This is a genomic window from Comamonas sp. C11 (assembly GCF_024496285.1).
Lineage (GTDB): Bacteria > Pseudomonadota > Gammaproteobacteria > Burkholderiales > Burkholderiaceae_C > Comamonas > Comamonas testosteroni_F.
In genome coordinates this window covers 5120923-5137466 of record NZ_CP101743.1, presented here as the reverse complement: position 1 = coordinate 5137466, position 16544 = coordinate 5120923, and the positions used below count along the sequence as shown (strand labels likewise).

At 61.9% G+C, this 16544-nt stretch carries 17 protein-coding genes; 12 read left to right on the top strand and 5 right to left on the bottom strand.

The features are described from left to right. The first annotated feature begins 65 nt into the window (after positions 1-65). The 3 genes from NOX35_RS23700 to NOX35_RS23690 are packed head-to-tail and all read left to right on the top strand — an operon-like array spanning position 66 to position 2255. Positions 66-806, top strand: a complete 741-nt coding sequence (locus NOX35_RS23700; protein WP_256494947.1) for a 1-acyl-sn-glycerol-3-phosphate acyltransferase — start codon at positions 66-68, stop codon at positions 804-806. A 13-nt stretch (positions 807-819) separates the two neighbouring features. Beyond that, positions 820-1812: a M48 family metallopeptidase gene (locus NOX35_RS23695; RefSeq protein WP_256494946.1), complete on the top strand. Its 993-nt coding sequence runs from the start codon at positions 820-822 to the stop codon at positions 1810-1812. A gap of 26 nt (positions 1813-1838) precedes the next feature. Beyond that, entirely contained in the window at positions 1839-2255 is a 417-nt protein-coding gene (locus tag NOX35_RS23690; RefSeq protein WP_182284668.1) for a rhodanese-like domain-containing protein, read from the top strand. 24 nt (positions 2256-2279) lie between these two features. On the opposite strand, the gene galE is transcribed toward NOX35_RS23690, so the two are convergent. Together galE and lysM are read right to left on the bottom strand one after the other, a co-directional pair. Next, positions 2280-3290: a UDP-glucose 4-epimerase GalE gene (galE, locus tag NOX35_RS23685; RefSeq protein WP_256494945.1), complete on the bottom strand. Its 1011-nt coding sequence runs from the start codon at positions 3288-3290 to the stop codon at positions 2280-2282. An 83-nt stretch (positions 3291-3373) separates the two neighbouring features. Then, entirely contained in the window at positions 3374-3844 is a 471-nt protein-coding gene (gene lysM, locus NOX35_RS23680) for a peptidoglycan-binding protein LysM (RefSeq protein ID WP_256494944.1), read from the bottom strand. 170 nt (positions 3845-4014) lie between these two features. On the opposite strand from lysM, the gene NOX35_RS23675 reads away from it, so the two are divergent. From NOX35_RS23675 to rfbC, 5 genes are all read left to right on the top strand, one after another. After that, on the top strand, positions 4015-4788 hold the full coding sequence (locus NOX35_RS23675; protein ID WP_182284665.1) for a type III pantothenate kinase: 774 nt from the start codon (positions 4015-4017) through the stop codon (positions 4786-4788). 48 nt (positions 4789-4836) lie between these two features. Then, positions 4837-5907 (top strand): dTDP-glucose 4,6-dehydratase, encoded by a 1071-nt coding sequence (gene rfbB, locus NOX35_RS23670; RefSeq protein ID WP_182284664.1) that lies wholly within the window; start codon positions 4837-4839, stop codon positions 5905-5907. Beyond that, a complete protein-coding gene (gene rfbD / locus NOX35_RS23665; RefSeq protein WP_256494943.1) occupies positions 5904-6809 on the top strand; it encodes a dTDP-4-dehydrorhamnose reductase in 906 nt (301 codons plus the stop codon). The genes rfbB and rfbD overlap by 4 nt, the downstream gene beginning before the upstream one ends. A gap of 63 nt (positions 6810-6872) precedes the next feature. Then, a complete protein-coding gene (gene rfbA, locus NOX35_RS23660) occupies positions 6873-7763 on the top strand; it encodes a glucose-1-phosphate thymidylyltransferase RfbA (protein ID WP_182284662.1) in 891 nt (296 codons plus the stop codon). Beyond that, on the top strand, positions 7760-8311 hold the full coding sequence (gene rfbC, locus NOX35_RS23655) for a dTDP-4-dehydrorhamnose 3,5-epimerase (protein WP_256494942.1): 552 nt from the start codon (positions 7760-7762) through the stop codon (positions 8309-8311). Before rfbA ends, rfbC begins: the two co-directional genes overlap by 4 nt. Here the strand turns inward: rfbC and NOX35_RS23650 are convergent. Next, positions 8308-9174, bottom strand: coding sequence for a LysR substrate-binding domain-containing protein (locus tag NOX35_RS23650; RefSeq protein ID WP_182284660.1), 867 nt, complete (start codon positions 9172-9174; stop codon positions 8308-8310). The two genes, rfbC and NOX35_RS23650, sit on opposite strands and share 4 nt — an antisense overlap. A gap of 346 nt (positions 9175-9520) precedes the next feature. Between NOX35_RS23650 and NOX35_RS23645 the strand changes: the two genes are divergently transcribed. The 4 genes from NOX35_RS23645 (at position 9521) to NOX35_RS23630 (ending at position 14793) form a co-directional block, all read left to right on the top strand. Continuing rightward, a complete protein-coding gene (locus tag NOX35_RS23645) occupies positions 9521-10561 on the top strand; it encodes a putative 2-aminoethylphosphonate ABC transporter substrate-binding protein (protein WP_182284659.1) in 1041 nt (346 codons plus the stop codon). Between the two features lie 180 nt (positions 10562-10741). Then, positions 10742-11818 carry an ABC transporter ATP-binding protein gene (locus tag NOX35_RS23640; protein WP_256494941.1) on the top strand — a complete coding sequence of 359 codons (1077 nt, stop codon included), beginning with the start codon at positions 10742-10744 and terminating at the stop codon, positions 11816-11818. Positions 11819-11820: 2 nt separating this feature from the next. After that, complete coding sequence (locus NOX35_RS23635) at positions 11821-13581, top strand: putative 2-aminoethylphosphonate ABC transporter permease subunit (protein WP_256494940.1); 1761 nt, start codon at positions 11821-11823, stop codon at positions 13579-13581. Positions 13582-13677: 96 nt separating this feature from the next. Then, complete coding sequence (locus NOX35_RS23630) at positions 13678-14793, top strand: TIGR03364 family FAD-dependent oxidoreductase (protein WP_256494938.1); 1116 nt, start codon at positions 13678-13680, stop codon at positions 14791-14793. Positions 14794-14956: 163 nt separating this feature from the next. Here NOX35_RS23630 and NOX35_RS23625 read toward each other — a convergent pair whose 3' ends face one another. Continuing rightward, the gene (locus tag NOX35_RS23625; protein ID WP_371878559.1) at positions 14957-16051 is read right to left on the bottom strand and encodes a zinc ribbon domain-containing protein; all 1095 of its coding nucleotides are present in this window, start codon (positions 16049-16051) and stop codon (positions 14957-14959) included. Positions 16052-16139: 88 nt separating this feature from the next. Continuing rightward, the gene (locus NOX35_RS23620; RefSeq protein WP_182284655.1) at positions 16140-16523 is read right to left on the bottom strand and encodes a VOC family protein; all 384 of its coding nucleotides are present in this window, start codon (positions 16521-16523) and stop codon (positions 16140-16142) included. Between the last annotated feature and the right edge of the window lie 21 nt (positions 16524-16544).

The window sequence follows — 16544 nt, the reverse complement described above, 5'->3', positions numbered from 1 at the left end:
TTGATAACCGTGCCAAATCAATGGGCCAGGCTTCAGGTCTGTGCTCACGTCATTCGATTGCTGTCATGTCCCTGATTCGCTCCGTCCTCCACATGTTGTGGATGGCTATTACCGTCATTCCCTACACTATCGCGGTGCTGCTGGCCAAGTGGACCAGCGGCTCATCGGCCAAGGCATACAGCGCTGCCCGCGCCTGGCTCAAGCTCTCGGTGGACAGCGCCCGCGTGATCATGGGGGTCCGGTATCAGGTGCACGGCATGGAGAACCTGCCTGCGGACCCGAGTCAGGGGGTGGTGCTGCTGGTCAAGCACCAGTCCACGTACGAGACCTTTCTCATGCCTGCCATCATGCCGCGCCCGCTGGCCTATGTGTTCAAGAAGGAGCTGCTGAAGGTGCCATTCTTCGGCTGGTCCATCGGTGCACTGGACATGATCCACATCGACCGAGCCCAGCGCTCGCGCGCCTTTCACAAGGTGGTGGAGCAAGGCAAGCGCCTGCTCGATCAAGGCATCTGGGTCATCATGTTTCCCGAGGGGACACGTGTGAATCGCGGAGAGGTGGGCGAGTACAAGACCGGCGCCACCCGTCTGGCCATCATTACGGGGGCGCCCGTGGTGCCGATTGCTGTTACCTCGGCCAAGTGCTGGCCGCGCAAGGCCTTCATCAAAAGGCCCGGCGTGGTGGATGTTTCCATAGGCAAGCCCATTTCTTCGGTGGGCCGCAAGCATGACGAGCTGATGGTCGAGGTCGAGGCCTGGATCGAGTCCGAAATGCAGCGCCTGGACCCCGAGGCCTACCGCAAATAAGGCAAAACTGCCCATGTCCACAGGCGATAGCTTGCAGCAAGCTTGGCAATGGCTGGTGCCGCCTGTGGTGGGGGATAGGCAGGGCGGGTTGGTGCCGCGCAAGCGCCGGCCCAGCGGCCCTGAAGCCATTGAACGGCGTTTGGATCAATCCGAGCTGGAATTTGAGAATAGTCGGCCTGTAGCGCCCGTCAGTATTTCGGTGGGCGCTATTGATTCTGAAGAGGACGAGCTGCCTGCAGAGCCCGCACTTCTGGTACATCCAGAAGCCAGCCACAGCGCCCGCTTGCAAGGGTATGAGGTGGCTTATCTGCTGCGCCGTTCGGCGCGCCGCAGCATCGGCTTCAGCGTAGGGCAGCAAGGGCTTGAAGTCACCGCTCCGCAATGGGTGGCCATGTGCGAGATCGAATCAGCGCTGCAGACCAAGGCCGGCTGGATTGTGCGCAAGCTGCAGGAAGCCGGACAGCGACAGCAGATCAAGCAGGAAGCGCGCATTCTCTGGCAGGATGGAGGCGTGCTGGACTATCTGGGGCAGCCCATGACCTTGCGGCTGACAGGAGGGGCATCACCTCCGTTGGCTACTCGCCAGACGCATCGAGAGCAGGGGATCGATGGGTCGCAAAGTCTGCATCTTCCCCTGCCGCCGCAGGCACCGGCAGCCCAGGTGCGCGCTGCCGTTCAGGACTGGATACTGCGCGAGGCACGCAGCTATTTCACGGCCCGCATGCTGCACTTTGCCGCACTCATGGGCGTGCGCTGGAATGCGCTGCGCCTGACAAGTGCCAGCACGCGCTGGGGCAGTGCCAACAGCAGCGGGATCATTCGTCTGAACTGGCGGTTGATGCAGCACAGCCCGCAAATCATCGACTATGTGGTGGTGCATGAGCTTGCCCATCTGCATCATATGGATCACAGCCCGCAGTTCTGGGCTGTGGTGGCTCAGGTGCTGCCCGACTGGAAGCACTTGCGCAGAGCATTGAGAGACAGGCCTTTGCCGGTTTGGGAATAGCGGCAATGATCGAGACTAGGAATGAAATGAGCAATACAACCCAAATCCAACCCGCTGCCGGCTATGCTGGCGATGTGCCGGCGGAGCTGGCCTGGCAATGGCTGCAGGCTGGTGAAGCGGTTCTGGTCGATGTGCGCACCGATGCCGAGCGCGAGTGGGTGGGCAAGGTGCCAGGCGCTGTTGCCGTGGCCTGGAAGCAGTGGCCCGGCATGGCTGCCAACCAGAACTTTGACGCCGAGTTGCGAGCAGCGGTACCCGAGGGCAAGAAAGTGGTGCTGCTATGCCGCAGCGGTGTGCGTTCTGTTGCTGCAGCCCAGCGTGCTGCGGGCCTGGGAATCGAGGCCTACAACATTCTTGAAGGTTTTGAGGGCGACGTTGATGCCAACGGCCAACGAGGCCTGTTGGGTGGCTGGCGCAAGCGCGGCCTGCCCTGGCATCAGTAATGCGCAGGGCTTGGTCGGTAGCTTCTAGGCCGAGCGATAGCCGTTGGGGTTCTGGCTTTGCCAGCGCCAGGTGTCGGCACACATGGTGTCCAGATCATGCTCGGCTTGCCAGCCAAGGGTTTTCAGGGCGAGGTCGGGGTTGGCGTAGTAGCTTGGCAGGTCTCCAGGGCGTCGTTCGGTGATGCTGTACGGAATCGCCTTGCCGCAGGCCTTCTCGAAGGCGTGCAGAACATCCAGCACGCTCAAGCCCTTGCCTGTGCCTAGATTGAAGGCTATGACCCCGGGTTGAAGCTTTTCCAGGGCCATGACATGTCCGCGGGCAAGATCCACGACATGAAGATAGTCTCGCACGCCGGTGCCGTCCGGTGTGTCGTAGTCGCCGCCAAAAATCTGCAGCTTGTCGCGTCTTCCTACTGCAACCTGCGCGATGTAGGGTAGAAGGTTGTTGGGAATATCTGCCGGATCTTCGCCAATCAGCCCGCTGGGATGTGCTCCGATGGGATTGAAGTAACGCAGAACGGCAATGCTCCAATGGGAGTCCGAGTGCGCCAGGTCGGTGAGGATTTCTTCGGCCATGAGCTTGGTCCGCCCATAGGGATTCATGGCCGCCGTGGGGTGCTTTTCGTCATAGGGCAGGTATTGGGGGGTCCCGTAGACGGTGGCCGACGAGCTGAAAACAAGCTTGTGTATCGCCAGGCTTTGCATCGCACGTAGCAAAACCAGGGTTCCGTTGACATTGTTGTCGTAGTAGTCAACTGGCTGTGCAGAAGACTCGCCCACCGCTTTTTTACCGGCAAAGTGCACAACGCTGTCAATGCCGTGCTCCTGCAAGGCTTTCTCAAGTGCAGCTTGATCGCGTACATCGCCGTCAATCACGGGGATGGTGCGTCCTGTGATCTTCTCCACACGACGAACAGCTTCAGGGTGGCTATTGCTGAAGTTGTCAAAAATCACGACTTCATGACCGTGACTGATCAGTTCGATGGCTGTATGGCTGCCGATATAGCCGGCACCGCCTGTGAGCAGAGTTTTCATAAGCTGCAGTCTAGCTTTGTCACGAATGAAAAAAAGCGCTCCTCGGAGCGCTTTTATGTGTAACTGTATTTACAGGGCCGTATTTACAGCGCCGGAATACGCAGCTTCTGGCCGGGATAGATCCTGTCCGGGTTGCTGAGCATGGGCTTGTTGGCTTCGAAAATCACGTTGTACTTGTTGGCATCGCCATAGTACTTCTTGGAGATGGCCGACAGGGTGTCGCCGCGCACCACATCGTGGTACTGGGCTTCGGGCTCGGGGTTGGTGACCGCCATCAGGTTGTCCACGGACTGGACATTGGCCACATTGCCGCAGCACAGTGTCACTTTTTCCTTGACAGCCTGAGTGGGAGCTGTGCCGTTGACTGTGACCTTGCCTTGAGAAGCATCGAATTGAATCTGCAGATCGGAGACGCCCAGATTCTGGGTATTGATATAGCTGGCGATCGCCTGAGCTGCCTTGACATTCAAGTCTTCGGTCGGTGCCGCTGCATGTGCGTCGCTGCCGCCAAACAGTTTTTCTCCGGCTTCCTTGATGAAACTGAACAGACCCATGGTTTCGACTCCTCAAAAGTAGTGGAAGAAAGCGGTTCACTTTAACGGGAAATCGAAATGAATCCTTGCAGGATATGGACTCTGCGCTTTCTTTGACAATTTCCTGCCCGCCTGTAATGAATGTGACAAGAGGCTGTCTGGCAAGGGGAAAAGTGCTGATAATCCGCCGCATGACATTTTTGGCCATAGACATTGGCAACACCCGTTTGAAGTGGGCCATGTATGAAGATCATCGCCCAGGTGCTGCATTGCTGGCCCATGGAGCGGAGTTCCTGGAGCATATCGAGCGCCTGGCAGAAGGTGCCTGGGCCGGACTGCCGGCCCCAGAGCGCATGCTGGGCTGCGTGGTTGCCGGTGAGACGGCAAGACGCCGTGTGCACGAGCAGATCGAACTCATGCTGGGCTGGAATCTCGAGCCTCAATGGGTAGTCCCCTCCATCGCAGAAGCAGGGGTGACCAATGGCTATGACCACCCCTCTAGGCTAGGTGCGGACCGTTGGGTGGCAATGATTGGTGCGCGTCACCACATGTTGCAATTGGGCGAGGCCAGGCCTTTGATCACGGTTATGGTGGGCACCGCAGTGACGGTCGATGCAATGGACGCGCAAGGTCATTTTCTGGGCGGCCTGATCATTCCTGGGCATGGCATCATGCTCAGGGCCCTGGAAGGCGGAACTGCGGGCCTGCATGTGCCGACCGGTGAAGTCCGATGCTTTCCCAAGAACACCAGCGATGCACTGACCAGCGGCGGTACCTATGCCATTGCAGGTGCGGTGGAGCGCATGTACCAGCATCTGGCAGAACACTGCGGCGCAGAACCCATGTGCATCATGGCTGGCGGTGCCGGCTGGAAAATGTCTCCCAGCATGACCAGGCCTTTCGAGCTGATCAACAACCTGATATTTGATGGCTTGCTGGTGATGGCTGAAAAGCGCTGGGCTTGAGTGCATTGCTCCTCGCGATGATTCGAATTTTGATTTGAGGCTGTTTCCATGATTTTTGTAACTGGCGGTGCAGGCTTTATCGGCGCCAACTTTGTTCTCGATTGGCTGGCACATGTGGATGAGCCCGTGGTCAATATCGACAAGCTGACCTATGCGGGCAATCTGGAGAATCTGGCCAGCCTGAAGGGCGATGCCCGCCATGTGTTTGTGCAGGCCGATATCGGCGACAGTGCACAGCTGGCGCAACTGCTGGCACAGCACCAGCCTCGCGCCGTGGTGAACTTTGCGGCCGAGTCGCATGTGGACCGCTCCATTCATGGCCCCGAGGATTTCATCCAGACCAATGTGGTGGGCACTTTCCGCCTGCTGGAGGCGGTGCGCGCTTATTGGAATGGCCTGGAGGGCGAGGCCAAGTCCGGCTTTCGCTTTTTGCATGTCTCCACCGACGAGGTCTATGGCACGCTGGCACCCACGGACCCCGCGTTTACCGAAGAGCACAATTACGAGCCCAACAGCCCGTACTCGGCCAGCAAGGCGGCTTCTGACCATCTGGTGCGAGCCTGGCATCACACCTACGGCCTGCCGGTGCTGACGACGAACTGCAGCAACAACTATGGCCCGCTGCATTTCCCCGAAAAGCTCATCCCGCTGGTCATTGTCAATGCGCTGGCCGGCAAGCCGCTGCCTATCTACGGTGACGGCATGCAGGTGCGTGACTGGCTGTATGTGCGCGACCATTGCAGCGCCATCCGCCGTGTGCTCGAGGCCGGCCAACTGGGCGAGACCTATAACGTGGGCGGCTGGAACGAGAAGGCCAATATCGATATCGTCAAGACCGTGTGCAGCTTGCTCGACGAGCTGCGTCCGCGCGCCGATGGCAAGGCCTATGCCGAGCAGATCACCTATGTGACCGACCGCCCCGGCCATGATCGCCGCTATGCGATCGATGCGCGCAAGCTCGAACGCGAGCTGGGCTGGAAGCCGGCCGAGACCTTCGAGACCGGTATTCGCAAGACCGTGCAGTGGTATCTGGCCAACCCCGAGTGGGTGGCCAATGTGCAGTCGGGTGCCTACCGTGACTGGGTGCAAAAGCAGTACACCGGCGAGGCTTTGGCATGAAGCTGCTGCTGCTGGGCAAGAACGGCCAGGTCGGCTGGGAGCTGCAGCGCAGTCTGGCGCCTTTGGGCGAGGTGATTGCGCTGGATCGCCAGAGCGTGAATGTGGATGGAAATGGCCTGTGCGGTGATATCGGCAATCTGCAGACACTGGCGCAGACCATTCGCAGCGTGCGCCCGGATGTGATCGTCAATGCCGCAGCGCATACGGCAGTGGACAAGGCCGAGAGCGAGCCGGATCTGGCCTTGCGCCTGAATGCCGAAGCCCCTGAGGTCATGGCGCTGGAGGCCAAAAGCCTGGGCGCCCTGCTGGTGCACTACAGCACCGACTATGTCTTCGACGGCTCCGGCAGTGCGGCACGCAAGGAGAGTGATGCGACCGGGCCGCTATCGGTCTACGGCCGCACCAAGCTGGAGGGCGAGCAGCGGATTGCGGCCACGCATTGCCGCCATCTGATTTTTCGCACCAGCTGGGTCTATGCAGCGCGTGGTGGCAACTTTGCCAAGACCATGCTGCGCCTGGCGCAGGAGCGTGAAGCGCTCAGCGTGATCAACGATCAATGGGGTGCCCCCACCGGCGCCGATCTGATCGCCGATGTCACGGCCCATGCCGTGCGCCATGTGAGCGCTCATGAAGGCGATGGCGGTCTCTACCATCTGGTTGCGGCAGGAGAGACCAACTGGCATGCCTATGCCAGCCATGTGATCGAGCGCGCCCAAAGCCTGCGACCGGATCTGGACTGGAAGGTGCAAAGCATTGCTGCCGTGCCGACCACGGCCTTCCCGACACCGGCCGCGCGGCCCTTGAACTCGCGTCTGGATACGCAAAAGCTGCAAGCGGCCATGCAACTGCATCTGCCCGCATGGCAGCAAGGCGTGGAGCGCATGCTGCGCGAAATTCTGTAATTTTCCAATAACTCGCTTCAGGTGCCTATCTGCAAGGCGTTTGAAGCCATCCATTGATTCATCATGACGACACAGCGCAAAGGCATCATTCTGGCTGGCGGCTCCGGCACCCGTCTGCACCCCGCCACCCTGGCCATCAGCAAACAGCTGCTGCCGATCTACGACAAGCCCATGATCTACTACCCGCTGAGCACGCTGATGCTGGCGGGCATCCGGGACATTCTGATCATCAGCACCCCGCAGGACACGCCGCGCTTCGAGCAGTTGCTGGGCGACGGCAGCCAGTGGGGCCTGAATCTTCAGTATGAGGTGCAGCCCAGCCCGGATGGCCTGGCGCAGGCCTTCCTGATTGGCGAAAAATTCCTCAACGGCGCTCCCAGCGCCCTGGTACTGGGGGACAACATCTACTACGGCCACGACTTCCAGCCGCTGCTCAAAAAAGCCGATGCGCGGCAGAACGGCGCCACGGTGTTTGCCTACCATGTGCAAGACCCCGAGCGCTATGGCGTGGCCGAGTTCGATGTCGACGGCAAGGTGCTGTCGCTCGAAGAAAAGCCCAAGCAGCCCAAGAGCAACTATGCGGTCACCGGCCTGTACTTCTACGACGAGCAGGTGGTGGAGCTGGCCAAGCAGGTCAAGCCTTCGGCGCGGGGCGAGCTGGAGATCACGGATCTCAACGGCATGTATCTGCAGCAAGGAAAGCTCAATGTCGAGCTGATGGGCCGAGGCTATGCCTGGCTGGACACCGGCACCCATGACAGTCTGCTCGAAGCGGGGCAATTCATTGCCACCTTGCAGCAGCGCCAGGGCCTGAAAGTGGCCTGCCCGGAAGAAATCGCCTATCGCCAGAAATGGATTGATGCCGCTCAGCTGGAAAAGCTGGGCCAGGCTCTGGTCAAGAATGGCTACGGACAATATCTGCTGCAGGTGCTCAAGGAAAAGGTGCGCATATGAAGTTCACGCCTTTGGCCATTCCCGATGTCTTTCTGATCGAGCCCAAGGTGTTTGGGGATGCGCGCGGCTTTTTTCTGGAAAGCTTTCGCCAGGATCTCTTCAACCAGGCCACGGGCACGAACTACGAGTTCATTCAGGACAACCACAGCCGCAGCAGCAAGGGCGTGCTGCGTGGGTTGCACTACCAGCTGCCGCCTCATGCCCAGGGCAAGCTGGTACGTGTGATCTCTGGCGCGGTGTTTGATGTGGCCGTGGATATCCGCCGCAGCTCGCCCACGTTTGGGCAATGGGTGGGAGCGGAGCTGAGTGCCGAGAATCACCGCCAGCTCTGGATTCCGCCGGGCTTTGCCCACGGCTTTGTGGTGCTCAGCGACACGGCGGACTTTGTCTACAAGACCACGGCCTACTACGCGCCGGAGTCGGATCGGGGTCTGCTCTGGAGTGACCCGGATATAGCCATTGCGTGGCCCCAGCTCGATATCGATTTTTCCTTGTCCGAAAAGGACCGGAATCAGCCCGCATTCAAGCAGGCCGAACTTTTCGATTAAGTCTGGTCTGATGCGGCCAGCTGCAGAAATGGCTGAATCAGCTGCGCATCGCGCCGCTCTCGCAGGCAGTACAGGTATTCGGGCAGGCAAGGCACCTCGCCTTCCAGATCGAGAACGACGAGTTCAGGGTGGGCCGATGCTTCGTGCCGCGCAAAAACACTGATGCCCATCTGACGAATCACGGCTTCGCGTATGGACTCGCGGCTGGCAATTTCCAGAATCCGCTGCGGGCTGACCTGGGCGGCTTCCAGCATCTGCTCGGTCATCTGCCGGGTCATGGAGCCGCGCTCGCGCAGGATCAGCGTGTTCTTTGCCAGATCCCTGATGTCGACGGCCTTCTGCGCGGCCAGCGCATGCTGCCGGTGCACGACCAGGGCCAGCGGGTCGCGCCCCAGTTCCAGGCGCAGCAGGCGCGGATCGGTGTCCAGGTGCGAAGACGTTGCCAGATCCACCTGGTACTCGGCCAGTGCCTGAATCATCTGGCGCGAATTGCCATTGACGATGCTCACCTCCACCTGCGCATATTGCTGCTGATAGCGCTTGACGATGTCCAGAACATAGTAGGGGGCGGTGGCGCCTATGCGCAGCTGGCCCTGGTTGACATGGCCCGACTGGCGCAGCGCCGATTCGATCTGGGCCGATTGCAGCAGCAGCTTCTCTATCCCCGGCAGCAGCTTCAGGCCCGCATCGGTGATGGCCAGCCTGCCGCTCTGGCGCGTGAACAGCTCGACCTCATATTGCTCCTCCAAGGCCTTGATCTGCGCCGTCACCGTGGGCTGGCTCAGCCCCAGCTGGCGTGCTGCCTGGGTGATGCTGCCGAGGCGGGCGACCCAGAAAAAGGATTTGAGCTGTGTGGCAAACATGAGCAAGTCTTCAAGAAAGCTGTACCCGGATTTCAACATGAACGCTGCAGCCGGCAATGCGGATGAGTTGCTTTAATTTCAATAGCGTCTTGCGCTTATATGCGGTTGTATCTAGATGGTTTTCTCTATGAATATGACGCAGATAAAGCGCAATATGCTTTCGAATCAATAGCATATCGATGTCGGACGCTGGCGCGGCGCGATGACTACAAAGTTTGCTGATGACATCCTTGGCAGATTTCAGTTCTGTGACACCAGCGTTTCACAGTGAGTTTCTACAGTTCCCTCATGTCGCAAACGGCCGCGTTGGTCGGGCGGCAACGATCAATCCAAGGGACTGTTATCCATGCGCCACGCTTTTGTACCCGCCACTCGCCGTTTCACCCTGATTGCCTTTGCCACGGCCTTGCTGGGCCTGGCCTCCGCTGCCCAGGCCAGGACCGATCTGCTGGTGTATTCGGCCCTGGAGGCCGACCAGATCAAGGCCTACAAGGCGGGTTTTGAAAAAGCCCATCCCGAGATCGAGCTGAAGTTTGTGCGCGACAGCACGGGCATCATCACTGCGCGCCTGCTGGCCGAGAAAGCCAACCCTCAGGCGGATGTGATCTGGGGCGTGGCCGCCACTTCGCTGATGCTGCTGGACAAGCAAGGCATGCTGCAGCCGTATGCGCCCAGGAACCTGACCAAGGTGCGCTCCACCATGCGCGATGCGGCAGCCACGCCGACCTGGGTGGGCATGGACCTGTGGTCGTCCGCCGTCTGCTTCAACACCGTGGAAGGCGAAAAGCGCAAGCTGCCCACGCCTGCCAGCTGGGCCGACCTGACCAGGCCCGAATTCAAGGGCGCGATCACCATGCCCCACCCGGCGTCCAGCGGCACGGGCTATCTGATGGTGGCAGCCTGGCTGCAGATGATGGGCGAGGACAGGGGCTGGGCCTATATGGATGCGCTGCACCAGAACATCGGCGTCTACACGCACAGCGGCTCCAAGCCCTGCCGCCAGGCCGGCGCTGGCGAGTTCCCCGTGGGCCTGAGCTTTGAATACCGGGCCAACAAGACCAAGAAGGATGGCGCGCCCATAGACATCGTCTTCCCCAGGGAAGGTCTGGGCTGGGATGTGGAAGCCACGGCCATTCTGAAGACCAGCAAAAAGCAGGACGCGGCCAAGGCCCTGGCCGACTGGGCGGTGACGCCCGATGCCAACAAGCTCTACGCCGCCAACTTTGCCGTGCTGGCCTTGCCCGAGGCCCAGGAAAAGCACGAGTTCATTCCGGCCGATCTGGAAAAGCGCCTGGCCAGGAACGACTTCAACTGGGCAGCGGCTAACCGCGATCGTATCTTGGCCGAATGGTCGCGTCGGTACGAAGCCAAGGCGGAAAGAAAGTAATCACCCCCTGAGCGGCTTTGCCTGGGCGGCGCCGCCGCTTCCCCCTCTCTGGCGCTGCGCGCCGGAGGGGGACACTGCCCTCGCTGCGGGGCGGCCCTGGTTCGGCAGTTCTGAGCTGGGTCAGCGCCAGTTCTACGCAGCAGGTCTCTGGAATTTTTTGCACGTTGAAAGTGATTGCAGATGCTGCGCATAGAACATATCGCCAAGCAGTACAAAGACACCCCGGTGCTGCGCGACATTGACCTGTTGGTGGAGGGCGGCGAGTTCGTCAGCCTGCTGGGCCCTTCGGGCTGCGGCAAGACCACCCTGCTGCGCATTCTGTGCGGCATCGAGCAGGCCGACGCGGGCCGCATCCTGTTTCAGGGCGAGGACATCACGCGCTGGCCCGCCGCGCGCCGGGGCTTTGGCGTGGTGTTCCAAAGCTACGCGCTGTTTCCAAACCTCACGGCGGCCCAGAATGTGGCGTTTGGTCTCATGGGCCAGCCTGCGGCGCAAGTGCAGGCCCGGGTGCAGGAGATGCTGGCTCTGGTAGGCCTGGACGCGCAGGCGCAGCGCTACCCGGCGCAATTGTCGGGCGGCCAGCAGCAGCGCATTGCGCTGGCCCGCGCACTGGCGCCGCGCCCGCGTCTGCTGTTGCTGGACGAGCCGCTGTCCGCGCTCGACGCCCAGGTACGCACCGAGCTGCGCAGCGAAATCCGCCAGTTGCAGCGTCAGCTGGGCATTGCCTGCGTGATGGTCACGCACGACCAGGAAGAAGCGCTCTCCATGGCCGACCGGGTGGTGCTGATGCACCAGGGTCGTATCGAGCAGCAGGGCTCGCCCGAGCAGCTCTATGCCCGACCCGTCAGTCACTTTGCGGCCGGTTTTGTGGGGCGCATGAACTTGCTGCCCGCCGTGGCCGAGTCGGGCAATGCGGTGCGCGTGGGCGAGGGGCGGCTTGAATGCTGTACTGCCGGCTTTGAGGCCGGTGATCCCTTGCTGGTAGGTGTGAGACCTGAAAGCGTGGTGCTGCACCCGGCTCAGCCTGCAGCACTGCCCAATCTGTTTCGCACACGGGTGGTTGAGACCTCATTCCTGGGCTCGCTGGTGCTGGTGCGCGTGTTCAGCCCCACGCTGCAATGCCAGATCGATGTGCAATGGCCGCTGCGCCACGACGCGCGCTTGCCCGACTGGCTGCAGGGCGAGGTGCTGGTTGAGTTGCCAGCTGCTGCGCTGCAGTCGCTGGCAGCGCCAGAGATCTTGCGAAAGGCGGCATAAGCATGGATGCCTCTTCTTCTGCGATGCCCGTGGGGGGCTATGCGCCCGCAGCGGCAGCACGCCGGCAGCAAGGCAGCGGCCCTGCGGCGCTACGGCAAACACGTTTTTTCCATTGGGAGAAGCTGTGGCTGGGCCTGTCGGTGCTGGGCCTGCTGGGGGCGCTGCTGGTGGCCATCGCACTGCCCGTGGGGGCGCTGCTGGGCCGCAGCTTTGTGTCGGCCGATGGCAAGTTCTCGGGCCTGGCCCAATACCTTGCCTATGCGCAAACACCGGGCGTAGGCCAGTCGCTGTTCAACAGCCTGTGGCTGTCCGCCGTCAGCAGCACCTTGTGTGTGGCCCTGGCCTATGGCTATGCCTATGGCGTGATGCGCAGCTGCATGCCGCTGGCCAGGTTCTTTCGCGCCATTGCCCTGGTGCCGCTGCTGGCGCCGTCGCTGCTCATGGCCATCAGCCTGATCTATCTTTTTGGCGCCCAGGGACTGCTCAAGAGCTGGCTGCCGGGCGACTCGGCCTACGGGCCGTTTGGCATCATTCTTGGCTCGGTGCTGTGGACGTTTCCGCATGCGCTGATGATTCTGTGCACCACGCTGGCCTCGGGCGATGCGCGCCTGTATGAGGCCGCCGCCACCCTGGGCGCGGGGCGCTGGCGCAGCTTCTGTCAGGTCACGCTGCCAGCCAGCCGCTATGGGCTGATGATTGCCTGGATAGTGGTGTTCGTCCTGGTGGTCACCGACTTTGGCGTGCCCAAGGTGATTGGCGGCAACACGCAGATGCTGGCCACCGATATCTACAAGCAGGTGATTGGCCAGCAAAACCTGTCCATGGGTGCCGTGGTGGCCATGCTGCTGCTGGTGCCCGCGGGCCTGGCCTTTGCGGCCGAGCGTCATTTGCGGGCCCGGCAGGCCGCTGCCATGAGCGTGAGGGCCGTGCCCCTGGTGCCGCAGCCCTGCGCAGCGCTCGACGGCGCGCTGCTGGTGTATTGCAGCCTGTTGGCTTTGGCGCTGCTGGTGGTGATGGGCGTGGCCGTGCTGGCATCCCTGGTCAGCTTCTGGCCCTACAACTTGAGCCTGAGCTTCAAGCACTATCAGTTCGACCTGATGGATGGTGGTGGCTGGGCCAGTTATGCCAACTCGCTGACCATGGCCGTGGCCACGGCGGCGGTGGGCGCGGTGCTGAGCTTTCTGAGCGCCTATCTGGTGGCCAGGCCCACGGGCTGGGGCCGCGCGCGCCAGTGGTTGCACGCGGTAGCCACGCTGCCCATGGCCGTGCCTGGGCTGGCGCTGGGTCTGGGCTATATCCTGTTCTTCAATGCGGGCAGCAATCCCTTGCACTTTCTGTATGGGTCCATGGGCATTCTGGTGCTGTGCTCGGTGGCGCATTTTTTCTCGGTGGCGCACATCACCCAGCTCACAGCCTTGCAGCAACTGGACGCCGAATACGAGCGCGTGGCCGATTCCATGGGCGTGCCGTTCTGGACGCTGCTGTGGCGCGTGCACCTGCCCGTGTGCCTGCCTGCAGTGATGCAGGTGGCGGGCTACTTCTTCGTGAATGCCATGACCACGGTGTCGGCAGTGGTCTTTTTGTACTCGCCCGAAACCACACTGGCCTCGGTGGCCGTGCTGGCCATGGATGACGCGGGCGATATCGCTCCCGCCGCGGCCATGGCCACGCTGATCTTCGCGACCGCAGCCGCCGGCCGCCTGCTGATTGCGCTGCTGGATGCCTGGCTGCAGCGGCGTACCCAGCACTGGCGCCACCGCTGAGGCGCTCTCCACATCACTTGATTCCCTGAACGTCTCTTGCTGCATCGCCTGGGCGCTGCGGCAGGGGCTTGGCTTGTCTGCTTTTTCTGTAACGTTATGAAAAATTACGACCTGATCGTTGTCGGCGCCGGCATTGTCGGCCTGGCGCATGCCTATACCGCTGCCACGCGCGGCCGCTCCGTGCTGGTGATAGAGCGCGACGGGGCCAGCCTTGGCGCGTCGATTCGCAACTTCGGCTTTGTCACCATTACCGGCCAGCGCGCCGGTGCTCATTGGCAGCGCGCCATGCGCTCACGCGATGTCTGGGCCGAGATTGCACCCAAGGCCGGTATCGATGTCCTTCATTCCGGCCTGTGGCTGACGGCACGCCGCCCTGCAGCATCAGCGGTGCTTGAGGCCTTTATGCAAACCGCAATGGGCGAAGGCTGCGAGCTGCTGACACCCGCCCAGGCCGCGGCGCGTCATCCGGCGCTGCGCACCGACGGGCTGCAGTCCGTGCTCTACAGTCCGCATGAGCTGCGCGTGGAGTCGCGCACGGCCATCCCGCAACTGGCACTGTGGTTGCAGCAGGCGCTGGGAGTGGATTTCGCCTATAGCGAAAGCGTGACGGAAGTGGCAACGCCGCGCGTCACCACCTCGCGTGGCCGCTATCACGCCGAACGCGTGGTGGTCTGCAACAACGCTGATCCAGGCGGGCTGTTCGCCAGCGAATGGGCTGACAACAAAGTGCAGCTGTGCCAGTTGCAGATGCTGCGCGTCAAGCCGCAAGCGGGCTTCAAGCTCGAAGGATCGGTCATGGGGGATCTGAGCCTGGTGCGCTACGAGGGCTATAGCGCGCTGCCCGAAGCCGCTGCATTGCGCGCTCAGCTGGAGCGCGAGGAGGCGCAAAGCCTTAGGCACGGCATCCACCTGATTGCCGTGCAAAGCGCCGATGGTTCGCTGGTGGTCGGCGATTCGCACCACTACGGCAGCGCGCCCCAGCCCTTTGCCAGCGAAGCCGTCGACCAGCTCATGCTGCGCCATATGAACGAGGCACTGCATATCGACAAGGCCCAGGTCGTGGAGCGCTGGACGGGCATCTATCCCTCCAGTGCCGAAGCCCCTTGTTTTGTCAAAGCGCCCGATGCAGCGACACGCGTGGTGGCGGTGACCAGTGGCTCGGGCGCAAGCACGGCGTTTGGCCTGGCCGAGGAAGTCTGGGGAAATTGGTAGTCACTCCCTGAGCGGCCCCACCTGGGCGGCCCCACCTAGGCGGCCCCACCTAGGCGGCCCCACCTAGGCGGCCCCACCGCTTCTCCCTCTCTCGCTACGCGGGAGGGGGCGGCGTGGCCGGCTCAGGCCCTTGCTCAGCGTCTCTGGCAGGTATGGAAGGCGATCACTGTTGCACGAACAGCGGTGCAATCAGCATGACGAGCAGGATGGCGGCCAGTACGGCAAATAGGATTTTGACCCAGCTGTAAGGCCGCTCGCCCGCAATCTGGCCGGTATAGCCATTGGCCACGATCTGGTAGGTCTTGCTGCCATAGGTGTAGCCGACCAGCCAGACCGGAACCAGCGTGTGCTTGAAGCTGCGGCCCGAGTATTGACGCTGGACCTGCAGATTGCGCTGCGTGTCGCCCGGCACCTCGCGCGAGCACATGCTGCGCAGCTGGCTGTCCATATCTTCCTCGTTGATCCTGGCGGCCTTGGAGAGGTCCACCTGGTAGCGCTCCACCGTCCAGCCGCGTACGAACTCCGGGCTGTAGGGCTTGAGATCGGTGGTGGTCGGGAAGGGCTCCACCTGGCGCAGCAGATGGGCGTGCACGCCCACGGTGCCGGGTACCAGCTCATCGTCGAAGAAATGCTGCAGGCTGCCCGAGGCCGGCTCCCAGCGCACATGCTGGACCTGGCGGGTCTGCAGATTGCCGTTGCCGTCGCGATAGGACTCGGTGGTGTAGTAGTAATAACCGGCCTCTGCCCACCACTGGGCGCTGGCATGGGCGTCAAAGGTCCAGTAAGGCAGATAGACGCCGTGCAGCGTGTCTGTCAGCGCGGCACTCTTGAGCTTGCTGGGCGCAAACCAGCGGCTGCCATACCACTGGCGGATCTTGTCGCGAATCTGGCCGTCGCTGATCTTGAACGGCAGGATGCTCTGCGGCGTGATGGCGTCGCTGCGCTCCTCATGGGCGACGATGGCCGGCGAGCCGCAGAAGTCGCAGCGCTGGGCCACGTTCTTGCCGAGAAACACGGAGATGGCGCGGCAGTTCTGGCATTGCACCTCGTAGCGCTCGTCCGAGCCCCAGCCGCGACCGCTGGCCGGGTTGCGCAAGGCCTCGGCCAGATCCTGCTCCACCACGGCACGTCCCAGCTCGGGCTGTGTCTGCTCGCTCCAGGGAACGACGGTGCCGCAGTATGGGCATTTGAGCGACTGTGCCTTGGCATTCCACTCCAGATTGCCGCCGCATTCGGGGCAGACATGCCGGCCCACCATGGAGGGGGGCGCCGTCTCGGAGACAGGGGTGAATGCAGATCCGGAAGAGCGAGAGGAGGAAGCGGGTGTGGCCACGGCAAAAAAGGGTTCAGGCGGCAGCAGCGGCGGGATGGGTTTCGTAGAAGGTCACGCAGTTGCCATCCTCGTCGAGAAGACTGAATTCCAGGGTGCCCCAGGGCTGCTGGCGTAGACCGCCATTGGGATGAACCGCATTCTCGGCCAGGCACTGCGCATGCAGGGCGGCAATGCCAGCCACCTGGATGCGGCAGCTGGTCTGCCTGGGAATCTCCGGGTCCTGGCAGGCCCAGAAATGCAGCTCCAGTCCACCCAGAGAGACGATGGCGTACTCGCCGGGCTGGGCGTGAACGGTTCTGGCGCCCAGCACGCGGGCATAGAAAGCCACGGTGCGCGCCATGTCCAGCGATGCCAGTACCGGAGTGGTGCTGATGAAAACCGGTTTGTGTTCATTCATGACGTGCACCCGATGCCATGG

What these genes read in the sequence shown, in the direction of transcription:
- NOX35_RS23700 (WP_256494947.1), top strand. Translation starts at nt 66, where the DNA reads ATGTCCCTGATTCGCTCCGTCCTCCACATGTTGTGGATGGCTATTACC.
- NOX35_RS23695 (WP_256494946.1), top strand. Translation starts at nt 820, where the DNA reads ATGTCCACAGGCGATAGCTTGCAGCAAGCTTGGCAATGGCTGGTGCCG.
- NOX35_RS23690 (WP_182284668.1), top strand. Translation starts at nt 1,839, where the DNA reads ATGAGCAATACAACCCAAATCCAACCCGCTGCCGGCTATGCTGGCGAT.
- galE (WP_256494945.1), bottom strand. Translation starts at nt 3,290, where the DNA reads ATGAAAACTCTGCTCACAGGCGGTGCCGGCTATATCGGCAGCCATACA.
- lysM (WP_256494944.1), bottom strand. Translation starts at nt 3,844, where the DNA reads ATGGGTCTGTTCAGTTTCATCAAGGAAGCCGGAGAAAAACTGTTTGGC.
- NOX35_RS23675 (WP_182284665.1), top strand. Translation starts at nt 4,015, where the DNA reads ATGACATTTTTGGCCATAGACATTGGCAACACCCGTTTGAAGTGGGCC.
- rfbB (WP_182284664.1), top strand. Translation starts at nt 4,837, where the DNA reads ATGATTTTTGTAACTGGCGGTGCAGGCTTTATCGGCGCCAACTTTGTT.
- rfbD (WP_256494943.1), top strand. Translation starts at nt 5,904, where the DNA reads ATGAAGCTGCTGCTGCTGGGCAAGAACGGCCAGGTCGGCTGGGAGCTG.
- rfbA (WP_182284662.1), top strand. Translation starts at nt 6,873, where the DNA reads ATGACGACACAGCGCAAAGGCATCATTCTGGCTGGCGGCTCCGGCACC.
- rfbC (WP_256494942.1), top strand. Translation starts at nt 7,760, where the DNA reads ATGAAGTTCACGCCTTTGGCCATTCCCGATGTCTTTCTGATCGAGCCC.
- NOX35_RS23650 (WP_182284660.1), bottom strand. Translation starts at nt 9,174, where the DNA reads ATGTTTGCCACACAGCTCAAATCCTTTTTCTGGGTCGCCCGCCTCGGC.
- NOX35_RS23645 (WP_182284659.1), top strand. Translation starts at nt 9,521, where the DNA reads ATGCGCCACGCTTTTGTACCCGCCACTCGCCGTTTCACCCTGATTGCC.
- NOX35_RS23640 (WP_256494941.1), top strand. Translation starts at nt 10,742, where the DNA reads ATGCTGCGCATAGAACATATCGCCAAGCAGTACAAAGACACCCCGGTG.
- NOX35_RS23635 (WP_256494940.1), top strand. Translation starts at nt 11,821, where the DNA reads ATGGATGCCTCTTCTTCTGCGATGCCCGTGGGGGGCTATGCGCCCGCA.
- NOX35_RS23630 (WP_256494938.1), top strand. Translation starts at nt 13,678, where the DNA reads ATGAAAAATTACGACCTGATCGTTGTCGGCGCCGGCATTGTCGGCCTG.
- NOX35_RS23625 (WP_371878559.1), bottom strand. Translation starts at nt 16,051, where the DNA reads ATGGTGGGCCGGCATGTCTGCCCCGAATGCGGCGGCAATCTGGAGTGG.
- NOX35_RS23620 (WP_182284655.1), bottom strand. Translation starts at nt 16,523, where the DNA reads ATGAATGAACACAAACCGGTTTTCATCAGCACCACTCCGGTACTGGCA.